This is a genomic window from Streptomyces sp. NPDC044571, from assembly GCF_040647115.1.
Classification (GTDB): domain Bacteria; phylum Actinomycetota; class Actinomycetes; order Streptomycetales; family Streptomycetaceae; genus Streptomyces.
Genome location: NZ_JBEZBN010000011.1, coordinates 36,891 through 49,908, shown reverse-complemented (window position 1 = coordinate 49,908; position 13,018 = coordinate 36,891). Strand labels below are relative to the sequence as shown.

The following is a 13,018-nucleotide window of genomic DNA, read 5'->3' as shown; positions in this document are numbered from 1 at the left end:
GCGGGATCAGGAGTGGCCGAGGTCCGCGGACGGGAGGTCGGCCGAGGGGACCGAGCCCGTGTCGGGCGTCGGGCGCAGCGAGAACTCGTCCGTGGCCATCGAGTCGAGGACCGGCGGCGCGGGCCGCAGCGGCTTCGGCATGACCGCGGCCTCCGAGTGGCCGCCGCAGCCGTACGACAGGGAGACGAGCCGGCCGTCGGCCGGGCTGAACTCGTTCGCGCAGACACCGAAGGCCTGGCCCAGGGAGCCGCCGATCGCCACCAGGAAGCCGCAGCTCACGCAGGAAGCGGGCGCGGCCTGGGCCATCGGGGTCTTGGCGCCGAAGGACTCGTCCCAGCGGTCGGCGGCGGTGTGCAGCCCGTACCGGGACAGGACCCGGGCGCGCCGCATGCCGAGCTCCTCGGCGACGGAGGCGATGGTGCCGCGGGCGGGCACGACGGTGCGGTCGGTGACGTCGGCGTCCTCCGCCTCCACCAGTTCGGCCATCTCGGTGGAGACGACCGAGTTCGGCGGCGGCGCGTCCTCACCCGTCCAGCCCGGCTCCAGGCGCAGATCGTCGGCGTCGGTGGGCAGCAGGTCGCCGGGGCCGAGGTCCCCGGGGCGCAGCCGTTCGCTCCACGGCACCCACTCGGGGGCGAGGAGCGCGTCGGAGCCGGGAAGGAGCACCGTTTCGTCGAGGGTGACGTTCTTGGCGCGGGAGGCGCGCGCCACGGTGACGGCCCAGCGCCATCCCCGGTAGGCGGGGTCCTTGCACTCGAAGAAGTGCGTGACGACCCGGTCGCCCTCGGCGACGGCGGAGACGTGCTCGCCCACTACACCGGGCGCGGCGGCTTCCTCTGCCGCCGCACGGGCGAGGTCTACCGCCTCGGCGCACAGGCGGTCGGGGGTACGGCTTCGCGTCGTCGCAGCACTCACAGGTCTCGTTCTCTCCTACGCCGTCTCACGAGTGCGCCGTCCGTACTGTCGTCCTGAACGACCCGTCGGTCCTGTCCGTACGTGGCGCGGGCGGAGCGGACCAGAGGGCCGCGTCGACGTCCGCACCCGATCGGCCTCGGGCGCACCTACCTGCTATCCATTCTGCGGGATGGCGAAGAGGCGCGCGGCCAAGAGCAACCGCCGGTGGCGCGCTACGCACGCTACCTCCTTCGACGCCCTGGGCCCACATGCAAGGTCCGATTCGCGGACAACCCCGCGCCCCGGCGGCGACCCGACCGGGGCGGGACGCGCCGGGACGGGACCGGGACGGAACGCGCCCGGGATGGGACGGGGACGGGACCCGGACGTGTCCGTGGGGCACTATGTCGAGTGTGGCACCCGTACGGTCGTCCCGTGACGGCTCGGGACCGGCCAGGCGGGCCGTCCGGGCCCTGGGGCGTGCCCTGCACTTCCCGATCACCGGGACGGCGCGCGGGATCAGGCGGGCCACCCATGCGCACGGGGCCGGTGAATCGGGCCTCGGCAAGCTGATCGAGCTGCACGCCATCAACGGCGCCGGCGATGTGATGATCACGGTGGCGCTGGCGTCGACGGTGTTCTTCTCGGTACCCACGGACGAGGCACGCGGCCGCGTCGCCCTGTACCTGGCCATCACCATGGCCCCCTTCACCCTGCTGGCCCCGGTGATCGGCCCGCTGCTGGACCGGCTGCCGCACGGGCGGCGGGCCGCGATGGCGGGCGCGATGCTGACGCGGGCCCTGCTCGCGGTGATGATGTCGGGCGCGGTGGCCACGGGCGGACTGGAGCTGTACCCGGCGGCGCTGGGGGTGCTGGTCGCGTCCAAGGCGTACGGGGTGGTCCGCAGCGCGGTGGTCCCCCGCCTCCTCCCCCCGCGGTTCTCACTCGTCAAGGCGAACTCCCGGGTCACGCTGGCGGGCCTGCTGGCCACGGGCGCGGCGGCGCCCGTCGCGGCGGGCCTGCACACCATCGGGCCGCCGTGGCCGCTGTACGGGGCATGCGCGATCTTCCTGTGGGGCACGGTGGCGGCGGCCACGCTCCCGCACAAGGTGGACGAGGCGAAGGGCGAGCGGCGGGCCCGGCTGTCCACGCACGAGGCGCGCTCGCGCAAGCCGGGGCTGCGCACGGTGAGCCGGTCGGTGCTCTGCGGTCTGCTGGCCAACGCGTCGATGCGCGTCCTGTCCGGCTTCCTGATCTTCTTCCTGGCGTTCCTGCTGCGCGAGCACCCGCTGGCCGGGCAGAGCGCGGCGGTGTCGCTCGGCATCGTCGGCGTCGCGGCGGGCGTGGGCAACGCGGGCGGGACGGCGGTGGGGGCGTGGCTGCGGGCCAGGGCCCCCGAGGGCATCATCGCGTCCGTCCTCGCCCTGACCCTCGGCGTGGCGATCCTGGCGGCGGTCTTCTTCAGCGGGCTGTTCATGGCCGTACTGGGCGCCACCGCGGGCTTCTGCCAGGCGCTGGCGAAGCTCTCCCTGGACGCGATGATCCAGCGGGACGTGCCGGAGGCGGTGCGGACCTCGGCGTTCGCCCGCTCCGAAACGCTGCTCCAGGTGGCGTGGGTGCTGGGCGGTGCGATCGGCATCGCGCTGCCGCTGAACGGGGCCCTGGGCATGGCCGTCGCCGCGGCCGTGGTCGCGGCGGGCACGACCATGGCGCTGCGGGGCCTGCTCGCCTCCCCACGCCACCACCCGGGCTCCCCCCGCCCCCGGGTGGCGTAGCCCGTCCCTGCGGCGCGCCGCAGGTCGGCGGGACCCCGTGCTGCGGCGCAGGCAAGCGGCCCGATAGCCTTCGGCTCATGACCGCACGCCTTTTCTCGGGTAAGGGCCGCCGCAGCGTCGCGGCCCTCGGAGCCGTGTCCGCCGGCCTCCTCCTTCTCTCCGCCTGCGACAAGCCGACGCCGCTGGCGACCGTGACGGTCGGCAGCACGTCGGTTTCCAGCGAGGCCGCCTGCCACGACAACAAGGAGCTCTCCATGGACAAGGTCCAGGAGTGCCTCACCGATCTGAAGGACGCCAAGACGCTCAAGTACGGGCGCGGGGACACCCTGCGCCTCGGCGTCGAGCCCGACGTCGTCGAGGACGGCAAGCGCTGGCAGGCGGTCCTGGACGGCCAGCCGATCACCGAGCCCTCCTCCAACACCTACCGCAGCTTCCCCGGCGCCGACCTCTTCGCCACCGGCGGCCAGGGCGAGGCCCCGGCCTCCAAGAAGCTGAACATCGTCCAGGTCGCCGAAGACGGCAAGCCCCTCGCCGTCTGGGCCTTCAACATCAAGCTCAAGTAGTCACGCAGCCGGTGCGCGCGCTCATCGTGACCGCGGTGGCGGCGGAGGCAGACTCCGTCGCCGCAGGTCTCACCCCTCATCCGGACCCGGCCACGCCGGAGCCGCGCACCCTGCCCGGCGGATATCCCGTCCACCGGCGCGATCTGCCCGGACTCGCCGCCGACGTGCTCGTCGCCGGCGTCGGACCGGCCGCCGCCGCCGCGGGCACGGCCACCGCACTCGCCCTGGCCGAGTACTCCCTCGTCGTCTCGGCCGGCATCGGCGGCGGCTTCCAGCCCGCCGCCCCGCCCGGCTCCCTCGTCGTCGCCGACGCGATCGTCGCCGCCGACCTCGGGGCCGAGACCCCCGACGGCTTCCTCGACGTCCAGGCACTCGGCTTCGGGCACAGCGTGCACCTGCCGCCCGTCGAGCTCGCCGCCCGCGCCGCCGAGGCCACCGGGGCGCTGCTCGCGCCCGTACTGACCGTCTCCACCGTCACCGGCACCGCCGCCAGTACCGCCGAGCTCGCCGCCCGCCACCCGCTCGCCGGGGCGGAGGCCATGGAGGGCTTCGGCGTCGCCGAGGCGGCCGCCGCGCACGGGCTGCCGGTCCTGGAGATCCGCGCCGTGTCCAACGCCGTCGGCCCCCGCGACCGCGACGCCTGGCGGATCGGGGACGCGCTCGCGGCCCTCACCGCGGGCTTCCGCGCGCTGGGGCCCGTACTCGTCACCTGGGGAGCACGCCATGAGTGAAACACTCAAGATCGCCTACTCGCCCTGCCCGAACGACACCTTCGTCTTCGACGCCTGGGCCCACGGGCGCGTCCCCGGTGCGCCCGCCCTCGACGTCACCTTCGCCGACATCGACCTCACCAACGGCATGGCCGAGCGCGGCGAGCTGGACGTGCTGAAGGTGTCGTACGCAGTCCTGCCCTGGGTCCTGGACGAGTACGCGCTGCTGCCCTGCGGCGGCGCACTGGGCCGCGGCTGCGGCCCGCTCGTCCTCACCCGCGAGCCGTCCGCGGACCTCACCGGGAAGACGGTCGCGGTCCCCAGCGAACGCTCCACCGCCTACCTCCTCTTCCGGCTGTGGGCGGCGGACGTGCTCCCCGAGCCGGTCGGCAAGGTCGTCGTGCTGCCGTTCCACGAGATCATGCCTGCGGTGCGCGACGGGCGGGTGGACGCCGGACTGGTCATCCACGAGGCCCGGTTCACCTATCAGGACTACGGGCTGCACTGCCTCGCCGACATGGGCGAGCACTGGGAGACCACCACGGGCCTGCCGATCCCGCTCGGCGCGATCATCGCCAAGCGCTCGCTGGGCGCCGAGACCCTCCGCGAGCTGGCCGCCGCCGCCCGCACCTCGGTCCGGATGGCCTGGGACGACCCGGAGGCCTCCCGCCCGTACGTACGCGCCCACGCGCAGGAACTGGACCCGGCCGTCGCCGACCAGCACATCGGGCTCTACGTCAACGAGTTCACCGCCGACCTCGGCGACGACGGGTATGCGGCGGTGCGCGGCCTGTTGACGCGGGCCGCGGCGGAGGGCCTGGTCCCGGCCATCAAACCGGACGCCCTGGCCTTCCCGCACGCCTGAACAACGGTGCCCCGCCCCTCCGGAGGAGGAGGAGGCGGGGCACCGCCGCACGTCGGCGGCTCAGACGTCGAGCTGGTCGGCCACCGCCCGCAGCAGGCCGGCGATCTTCGTGCCGTGCACCTTGTCGGGGTACCGGCCGCGCTCCAGCATCGGCGTGATGTTCTCCAGCAGCGTCGTGAGGTCCTGCACGATCGAGGCGAGCTCGTCCGGCTTGCGGCGCTGCGCCGCGGCGACCGACGGCGCCGGGTCCAACACCGTCACCGAAAGCGCCTGGTCACCGCGCTGCCCCGCGACGACGCCGAACTCGACGCGCTGGCCGGGCTTGAGCGCGTCGACGCCGGCCGGGAGTACCGACGAGTGGACGAAGACGTCGCCGCCGTCGTCGCGGGAGAGAAAGCCGAAGCCCTTCTCACTGTTGAACCACTTGACCTTGCCGGTAGGCACGTCCGTCCTCTGTCCTTGTGCTCGTCGGGGTCCGGTACGCCGCGCAGCGGCTCCGGATAACAGCGCAGCGGGCCATGGGTGACCCGCCGAGTCCAGGCTAGTGGGCGTTGGGCAGGTGACAAGACGTTCCCCGGTCCTTCACCGGCTGATCGCCGTCGGCTGCTTCGGCCAGGGAACTACCCTGGTCGGGTGACTGTTACTCCTGACCCCGACGAAGCACGGCCCGGCGACGCCCTGGTGCGCACCGGCGGCATCGTGTTCATCGCCGGCGCCGTGGCCACCCTGGTGACGATGGCCCCGCTGTTCCTGCACACCGACCCGTTCCCCTCGTACGCGTGGGCGGTGTGCATGCTGATGGGCGTCGGCTTCGCCATCTCGGCGGCGGGCGTCCTGCGCTCGGCCGCCGCCCAGCGCAAGGCCGCCCGCGCCTCGCAGTCCTAGGACCCGGACCGCACGTACTCCTCCAGCCACTCGGGCAGCGCGGTCAGGTCCCGCAGCACCACGTCCGCGCCGGCCTCCCGCAGCTGGCCCTCGGGGCACGGGCCCGTGGGCACCGCCACCGACAGCGCACCCGCCGTACGGGCCCCGCGTACGTCACCCACGTGGTCGCCGACGTACACCTGCGCCCCGTACTCGCGCAGGGCACCAGCCTTGGCCTCGGCCCACAGCCAGCCGATGACCGCGTCCGGCTCGATCCCGAGGTGGCTCAGGTGGAGGCGGGCGTTGGGCTCGTGCTTGGCGGTGACGACGATCGCCCGGCCCCCGAGCGCCTGGACGGCCGCGATCGCCTCACGGGCGCCGGGCATGGCGGGGGTCGGCTCGATGGCGTAGGTGGGGTAGATCTCCCGGTAGCGGTCGGCCATGGCCTCGATCTCCGCCTCGGGGAACCAGTAGGCCAGCTCCTCGGCCAGCGGCGGCCCGAGCCGCGTGACCGCCTGGTCGGCATCGATGAACGTGCCCGTCTCCGCCGAAAGCGCCTGGTAGGCGGCCTTGATCCCGGGCCGGGAGTCGATCAGGGTCATGTCGAGGTCGAAGCCGACGGTCAACTGCGCGGGGATCGTCATGCGCCCATTGTGCCGAGCCCGCGCAAACACCCGGTTGCCCCCGGCCCACCGGCCGGAGGCGGCCGGCCGGGAACGGAACAAGCGGCCTCCGGGCCGCCGAACACCGGCCCCGGCCCCTCCGCAGCCACCGCCCCGCAGGGGTCAGCGACGGCGGGCCCGCCACGCCAGGTACAACGCCGACGCCACCGCCGCCGCCCTCGCCAGCCACGGCCACATCCCCTGGAACACCCCGCCCAGCCCCTCGTCGGTCAGCGGCGCACCCCACCGCCCGTCCAGCCGCCCCCACAGCCACACCACCGCCCCCGCGAACACCACCCCCGGCAGCCCGAAGACGACCCACTTCCGCTCGGCCGGCCCCAGCACCCGCGAGGCGTAGGCCAGCAGCCAACCCCCGACCAGCAGCAGCCAGGACCCGGTCACCGCCCCCGCCACGAGCATCACGGCGGCCAGCAGCAGAAAGGCATGCGGCCTCGGGCGCGCAGCCCCCGCGGCGGCCGGCCCCGCCGCAGCCGGCTCCGCGGCACCCGCACCCGCACCCGCACCCGCTCGCTTCGCCCGCCGCCGCTCCCGCAGGAACCGTACGAGCCCGCCCCCGGGGGCAGACCCGAACCCCGGCCCGACCTCCGGCTCCGGCTCCGGCTCCGGCTGCTTCGGCGCCTCGAACAGCTCCGGGATCTCCACCCCGCCCGCGAAGCCCTCGACCTGCGACCCGGGCACGACCCGCCACCAGTCCGGCTCGACACCGCCGTCCGAGGAGCCGAGCTCGTCCAACCCGGCCAGATGCGGCGGCGCGGGCGCCGTCTGCGGCGGGGCCGACGGGGCGGGCGGCGCGGGCGGCGCAGCCGGCTTGCGCAGCCGGCCCGGCCCCCGCTGCACCGGCACCGACGGCATCCCGGGCGGCGCCCCCGCCCCTCCCCGCCCCGCCGCACCCAGCGCGTCCACGACCTCCTCCGGCGTGCCGATCCGCTCCAGGATCCGGCGCACGGCAGCGGGCGTCTCCGGCTCGTACTTGGCACGCCGACGGTCGATCTCGTCCCGCAGACCGGCCACCAGCCGCATCCGGTCACCGGAGGCCAGCTGCCGCTGCTGCGCCAAGTCGCCGACGCGGCTCAGATATTCGTAGACCAGATGGTCGCTCTCGATCCCCATGCCCGGCTCCTCCCGTACCGCCTGCCGGGAAAGGTAGCGCGTGCGCCCGTGGAGCGGCCGAGGGCGCAGCGGATACCGTTGGCCGGATGGGGACCGGCCGACGCGACCATGGAGGCGACCGTGCCTGAGCCGACGAGCAGCGCCGCGGGCACCGCGGACACCGCGGCCCGCGCCACCGCGGGGGCCGCGGGCACCGCCCCGCGCTCCCTCGCCGAGGCGCTGCGCGCCCGCGACGACGCGGCGCTCGCCGCCCTGCTGCACGCGCGCCCGGACCTGCTCAGCCCGGTGCCCGGTGACATGACCCAGCTGGCCACCCGCGCCGGGACCCGCGCCTCCGTGGTACGCGCCCTGGACCGCCTGGACCGCTTCGCCCTGCAGACCGCGGAGGCCTTGGCGGTGGCCCCGGACCCGTGCCCGTACCCCGTCCTGGAAAGCCTCATGGCCGGGACGACCGACACCCCCAGGGCCACCCCGAGCGACAGCGGCACCGGCGCACCCACCGCCACCCCGAGCGACAGCGACAGCGACACGCCCCTCGCCCCGCAAACCCGCGCCGAACTGCCCCGCGCCCTGGCCACCCTCCGCGACCAGGCCCTCGTCTGGGGCGACGACGACCGGCTCCGCCTCGTCCGGACCGCCCGCGAGCTGCTGTCCCCCTCCGCCGGCCGCCCCTCGCCCACCGGCCTCGGCCCGACCGTCGCGGAGGCCACCGCCGGGATGTCGCCGACCCGGGTCCAGGAGATCGTGGCCGCCGTCGGGCTGCCCGCCACCCACGACCCGGTGTCCGCAGTGACGGCGCTGACCGCCCTGTTCACCGACCAGAAGCGGATGTCGGCGCTACTGGACGAGGCCCCGGCGGAGGCCCACCAGGTGCTGGGCCGGCTCGTGTGGGGCCCTCCGTACGGGGAGGTCACCGCGAACCCGGCCCCGCCGGTGCGCTGGCTGCGTGACCGGGGGCTGCTGCTGCCCACCTCGGCCCGGACGGTGGTGCTGCCCCGCGAGGTGGCCCTGCACCTGCGCGGCGGCCTCGCGCACCGCACCCCGGAACCCCTCGCCCCGCCGGTGACCGCACACCGCGAGCACCGTCCACAGCTTGTGGACGCGAACGCCGCCGGGCAGGCGCTGGCCGCGCTGTCCACGGTCGAGGAGCTGGTGAAGTCCTGGGAGCACGCCGGTCCGCCGGTGCTGCGCGCCGGCGGGCTCTCCGTACGTGACCTGAAGCGCGCGGCGGCCACTTTGGACACCACCGAGCCGATGGCCGCGTTCTGGATCGAACTGGCCTACGCGGCCGGTCTGCTGGCCGGCGACGGAGAGGCCGACGAGCGGTACGCGCCCACCCCCGCCTTCGACGACTGGCTCGAACTGCCGCCCGCCGAGCGGTGGTCGGCACTCGCCGCGGCCTGGCTGGCCGCGACCCGTACGGCCGGTCTGGTCGGCGAGCAGGACGCGAAGGGCCGCACCCTCTCCGCGCTGGGCGCCGACCTGGACCGCTCCGCCGCGCCCGAGGTCCGCCGGCGCGTCCTCGAACTCCTCGCGGGGCTGCCCGAGGGCGGCTCGCCCGACCCGGACGCGCTGCTGAACCGGCTCGGCTGGGAGCGCCCCGTACGCGGGACGAGCGATCTGCGGGCCCGCCTCGCGCACTGGACGCTGGCCGAGGCGGAGACCCTCGGGGTCACCGGCCGGGGCGCGCTCGCCGCGCACGGCCGCGCCCTGCTGGAGCACCGGGATCCGGTGCCGCTGCTGGCGGCGCTGCTTCCCGAACCGGTGGACCACGTGCTGCTCCAGGCGGACCTGACGGCGGTGGCTCCGGGGCCGCTGCGCCGGCCGCTCGCCGACGTGCTGGCGGTGCTGGCGGACGTGGAGTCCAAGGGCGGGGCGACCGTCTACCGCTTTACGCCCGGCTCCGTACGCCGCGCCCTGGACGCCGGCCACACCGCCGTCGACCTGCACGCCTTCCTGGCCGAGCACAGCCGCACCCCGGTCCCGCAGCCGCTGGCGTACCTGATCGACGACGTGGCCCGGCGGCACGGGCACCTGCGGGTCGGCGCGGCGTCCTCGTACGTGCGCTGCGACGACGACGGCATGCTGAACGAAATCCTGGCCGACAAGCGGTCGGCCGGGCTGGGTCTGCGCCGGCTCGCCCCGACGGTGCTGGCGGCGCAGGCCGAACCGACCGCGCTGCTCGACGGGTTGCGGGCGATGGGCTACGCGCCGGCCGCGGAGTCCCGTACCGGCGACGTGGTGGTGGCGCGCGCGGACGCGCACCGCACTCCGGCGCGCTCGGCGCCCGTGCCGGTGCCGGACGGCCCGCCGGTGCCGGACGACACGCTGCTGGGGGCGGCCGTTCGGGCCATCCGCGCCGGCGACCTGGCGGCGACGGCGGTGCGCAAGGAGACCGCGACGGTGCCGTCCGCGGCGCCGGGCGAACTCCCGCGCACCAGCGCGGCGGAGACCCTGGCGACGGTGCAGGCGGCCGCGCTGACGGGGTCCGCGGTGTGGATCGGCTACGTGAACGCGGACGGGGCGGCGAGCCAGCGGGTCATCGCCCCGGTGCGGGTGGAGGGCGGTTTCGTCACCGGGTACGACCACACGGCGGACGAGGTGCGGACGTACCCGCTGCACCGCATCACGGGGGTCGCGGAACTGGCGGAGGACCAGGTGTGACATGGCGGCGGCCACCGTCGGCGGGAACAAATCCGCTGGCGGCGGCGCCCGTTCACCCCGCAGTCTGGCCCCATGCACGACGAGCAGAACCGGTCCGGGCCCCCGCTGCGGCAGATCCGCGCCGCCCACACCGCCACCACGGTCACGGTCTACCAGGCGTACGCGCCCCGGCTCGGGCTCCCCGCGGCGCGCGACGGCCGCTTCCCCGCCGCCTGGAAGCGGGAGCGGATGACGTGGATCAAGCCGTCGTTCCTGTGGATGATGTACCGCTGCGGCTGGGCGACGAAGGCCGACCAGGAGACGGTGCTCGCCGTCGAGATCACCCGTGAGGGCTTCGACCACGCGCTGCGCCACGCCTGCCTGTCCCACTTCGAGTCGGGTACGCACACCGACCGGGAGGCCTGGCAGCAGGCGCTGCGGGCGGCACCGGCGCGCGTGCAGTGGGATCCGGAACGCGATCTCCACCTGAACCCGCTGCCGCACCGCTCGCTCCAACTGGGCCTGTCCGGGCCGGCCTCGCGGGCGTACGCCGACGCGTGGACGGTATCGATCCGGGACGTGACCCCGCTGGCCCGGCAGATCCACGCCCTGGTGCGGTCCGGCGACGAGGCCGCGGCGCGGGCTCTGCTGCCGGTGGAAACCCCCTATCCGGCGGGTTCGTTGGCGCACCTCGGCGCGTAGGCCGCGACCGGCACCCGGGAGCGGAATGCACGGGTCCCGTTATCGCAGCTCAGAGGGGTCGTGGGACCACCGCGGCCTGTTGCACAGCGGTGACACTGGACCGGTGGATTCGTGATCCACCGTATGTGAAGATCAGTCCATCGCAAGAGCGGCCGAGGGGAAGAAACACCGGCCCGAGAGCGACACCCCGTACGACCAGACCATCCGGCCAGGCGCTCTGCCCCGGCCGAATCGTTTCACCACCCTCGCCTGTGCCTCTGCGCCGGCTGCCGCCCTGCGGCCGCCCGGCCCTCGTGATTCCTTGGGGGGAGTCCACCATGTCCGCTCGCACCGCCACCCGCCGCACCCTCCGCTCCGCGGCCGCCACCGCTGTCGTCGCCGCCGTCGCCGGTACCGTCCTGATGCCCCTGTCGGCCTACGCCGCGCCGGCCGAGGGCGGCACCAACCAGCACGCGCTGAAGATCACGATGGGCGCCCCGGCGCCGAGCGGCCCGCTGACCCGCGGCGGGGCGACGGAGACCTTCGAGCTGACGGTGACGAACCCCTCGGACAAGGCCCACTCCTTCCACCCGTGGATCCTGGGCGACCCGGAGGGCCCGAGCCCGCTCCAGAAGAGCGACGTGCTCTTCAAGGTCGAGGCGGTGGACGCCCCGGCGACCACCGCCTTCATCGGGCAGCAGGACGGCGAGTGGCAGGGCATGTTCCACCCGACCGGCAAGGAGCCGAACCAGGGCTTCGAGGTCCCGGCCGGCGGCAAGCTCACCTGGAAGGTCACGGTCGGCCTCGGCGCCGGCTACCCGACCAACGACGGCGACTTCACGCTGCGGGCCACCAGCTACCAGGCCGAGGTGGCGGAGGGCGGCTCCCCGTCCCTGACCTTCAAGACGGACCCGTCGGTCAAGACCGGCACCGTCGACCTCTGGTGCGACCAGATCAGCCCCTGCCAGGAGAAGATCGACGAGCGTCAGTGCCGGGAGATGGACCTGCGCTACCGCGCCAACGGCGAGGGCGCGTTCAACACCGCGCTGGCCACCTACCTGGACGTGAACATCGCCGACGGCATCTCCGACGAGCAGGCCGACCTCCAGCTCCAGGTCCAGGTCGACGGCAAGTGGCAGGACATCTCCGGCACCAACGGCAACCGCCGCCTGCCCGACATCGCGAAGGGCTTCGGCAAGGCGTCCGGCGAGCGCAAGGTGCACCTGCGCGCCAAGCTCGGCCCGAAGTCCAAGCTGCCGAAGGCGACGACGGCCACGCTGACCGCGCAGGTCGGCCTGGCCGAGGGCAACACCCACCCCTTCCTGGCCGACGAGGCGAAGTTCCAGATCGCCCCGGCCGCCACGGCCACCCCGAGCCCCTCGCCGTCGAAGTCCGCGACGCCGCAGCCGTCGACGAGCCCCTCGCCCTCGGCTTCGGCCTCCACCACCGCTGCCGTGACCGGCAACTCGAACACCACCACCACGGGTGGCTCCCTGGCCCACACCGGCGCCGACTCCCACACCGGCCTGTACTCGGGCCTGGCCGCGGTCCTCGTCGCCCTCGGCGGGGCGGCCATGTGGCTCGGCGCCCGCCGCCGCCGCGCCACCCGCGTCTGATCCTCCGCACCCGAAGGGGCCCGGCACAGGTGCCGGGCCCCTTCGGCGTGCCGGGTCCTCACCTCGCCGCGTAGTCGATCAGCTCCTCCTCGAACGGCCACACGTCGGCGAGCCAGCGCCGCACCCGCTCGTACAGGACCTCGTCGAGCGCGGCCCGGTCGGCCCGGACCCAGGAACTGACCTGGACCCGCCCGGGGGCGTCCTTCGACGGGTAGATGTAGAGGCACCCGATGACGTCGTCACCGCCGTCCAGGACGGTGTACGTGAACCCCCGGCGCTCGGCGAAGTCCCGCGCGTGCCGGGCCAGGTCGGCCAGGTTGTCCTGCGCCGACATCCCCTCCGGCGGCGGCCAGCCCCGGCCCTGGAAGCCGGGCGTGGCCCGCACGTGCGCGATGCTCCCGCTCCACGCGGCGAGGTCCCGCTCGTTGTGCGCCTCGCCCAGCGGCTCCAGCCGGAAGCCCTCTCCTTCGCACCCGAGCGGCACCTCGAAGTCCTCCGGCACGAACAAAAGTCGATCACTCATGCCCCGACCCTACGAACCGGTCCACCGCCCGTCACCCCGATATCCGCCCCCGCCGGGCGGCCTGGGCGGCCCGGGATACGGCAGACTGGAG

Annotated in this window: 13 protein-coding genes; 8 read left to right on the top strand and 5 right to left on the bottom strand. The window is 74.8% G+C overall.

Annotated features, from left to right (window positions below):
• Nucleotides 1–6 precede the first annotated feature (6 nt).
• Nucleotides 7–915 carry a DUF3027 domain-containing protein gene (locus AB0B01_RS08405; protein WP_361714271.1) on the bottom strand — a complete coding sequence of 303 codons (909 nt, stop codon included), beginning with the start codon at nucleotides 913–915 and terminating at the stop codon, nucleotides 7–9.
• 383 nt (nucleotides 916–1,298) lie between these two features.
• Between AB0B01_RS08405 and AB0B01_RS08400 the strand changes: the two genes are divergently transcribed.
• The 4 genes from AB0B01_RS08400 (at nucleotide 1,299) to AB0B01_RS08385 (ending at nucleotide 4,807) form a co-directional block, all read left to right on the top strand.
• A complete protein-coding gene (locus AB0B01_RS08400) occupies nucleotides 1,299–2,669 on the top strand; it encodes an MFS transporter (RefSeq protein WP_361714268.1) in 1,371 nt (456 codons plus the stop codon).
• Nucleotides 2,670–2,746: 77 nt separating this feature from the next.
• A complete protein-coding gene (locus tag AB0B01_RS08395) occupies nucleotides 2,747–3,232 on the top strand; it encodes a DUF2771 domain-containing protein (RefSeq protein ID WP_361714265.1) in 486 nt (161 codons plus the stop codon).
• Between the two features lie 11 nt (nucleotides 3,233–3,243).
• Nucleotides 3,244–3,963, top strand: a complete 720-nt coding sequence (locus AB0B01_RS08390) for a futalosine hydrolase (protein ID WP_361714262.1) — start codon at nucleotides 3,244–3,246, stop codon at nucleotides 3,961–3,963.
• Nucleotides 3,956–4,807 (top strand): 1,4-dihydroxy-6-naphthoate synthase, encoded by an 852-nt coding sequence (locus AB0B01_RS08385; protein ID WP_361714259.1) that lies wholly within the window; start codon nucleotides 3,956–3,958, stop codon nucleotides 4,805–4,807. The genes AB0B01_RS08390 and AB0B01_RS08385 overlap by 8 nt, the downstream gene beginning before the upstream one ends.
• Before the next feature lie 60 nt (nucleotides 4,808–4,867).
• Here AB0B01_RS08385 and AB0B01_RS08380 read toward each other — a convergent pair whose 3' ends face one another.
• Nucleotides 4,868–5,251, bottom strand: coding sequence for a cold-shock protein (locus AB0B01_RS08380; protein ID WP_030012939.1), 384 nt, complete (start codon nucleotides 5,249–5,251; stop codon nucleotides 4,868–4,870).
• Between the two features lie 189 nt (nucleotides 5,252–5,440).
• Between AB0B01_RS08380 and AB0B01_RS08375 the strand changes: the two genes are divergently transcribed.
• On the top strand, nucleotides 5,441–5,692 hold the full coding sequence (locus tag AB0B01_RS08375) for a hypothetical protein (protein WP_361714255.1): 252 nt from the start codon (nucleotides 5,441–5,443) through the stop codon (nucleotides 5,690–5,692).
• Here the strand turns inward: AB0B01_RS08375 and AB0B01_RS08370 are convergent.
• The gene (locus tag AB0B01_RS08370; protein ID WP_361714252.1) at nucleotides 5,689–6,315 is read right to left on the bottom strand and encodes an HAD family hydrolase; all 627 of its coding nucleotides are present in this window, start codon (nucleotides 6,313–6,315) and stop codon (nucleotides 5,689–5,691) included. The genes AB0B01_RS08375 and AB0B01_RS08370 overlap by 4 nt on opposite strands.
• Nucleotides 6,316–6,456: 141 nt before the next feature.
• Nucleotides 6,457–7,464, bottom strand: coding sequence for a hypothetical protein (locus AB0B01_RS08365; RefSeq protein ID WP_361714249.1), 1,008 nt, complete (start codon nucleotides 7,462–7,464; stop codon nucleotides 6,457–6,459).
• 219 nt (nucleotides 7,465–7,683) lie between these two features.
• On the opposite strand from AB0B01_RS08365, the gene AB0B01_RS08360 reads away from it, so the two are divergent.
• The 3 genes from AB0B01_RS08360 (at nucleotide 7,684) to AB0B01_RS08350 (ending at nucleotide 12,404) form a co-directional block, all read left to right on the top strand.
• The gene (locus tag AB0B01_RS08360) at nucleotides 7,684–10,128 is read left to right on the top strand and encodes a helicase C-terminal domain-containing protein (RefSeq protein WP_361714467.1); all 2,445 of its coding nucleotides are present in this window, start codon (nucleotides 7,684–7,686) and stop codon (nucleotides 10,126–10,128) included.
• 72 nt (nucleotides 10,129–10,200) lie between these two features.
• The gene (locus AB0B01_RS08355) at nucleotides 10,201–10,809 is read left to right on the top strand and encodes a DUF4291 domain-containing protein (RefSeq protein WP_361714246.1); all 609 of its coding nucleotides are present in this window, start codon (nucleotides 10,201–10,203) and stop codon (nucleotides 10,807–10,809) included.
• 317 nt (nucleotides 10,810–11,126) lie between these two features.
• Nucleotides 11,127–12,404: a hypothetical protein gene (locus tag AB0B01_RS08350; RefSeq protein ID WP_361714243.1), complete on the top strand. Its 1,278-nt coding sequence runs from the start codon at nucleotides 11,127–11,129 to the stop codon at nucleotides 12,402–12,404.
• A gap of 58 nt (nucleotides 12,405–12,462) precedes the next feature.
• Here AB0B01_RS08350 and AB0B01_RS08345 read toward each other — a convergent pair whose 3' ends face one another.
• Nucleotides 12,463–12,927 carry an N-acetyltransferase gene (locus tag AB0B01_RS08345; RefSeq protein WP_361714240.1) on the bottom strand — a complete coding sequence of 155 codons (465 nt, stop codon included), beginning with the start codon at nucleotides 12,925–12,927 and terminating at the stop codon, nucleotides 12,463–12,465.
• Between the last annotated feature and the right edge of the window lie 91 nt (nucleotides 12,928–13,018).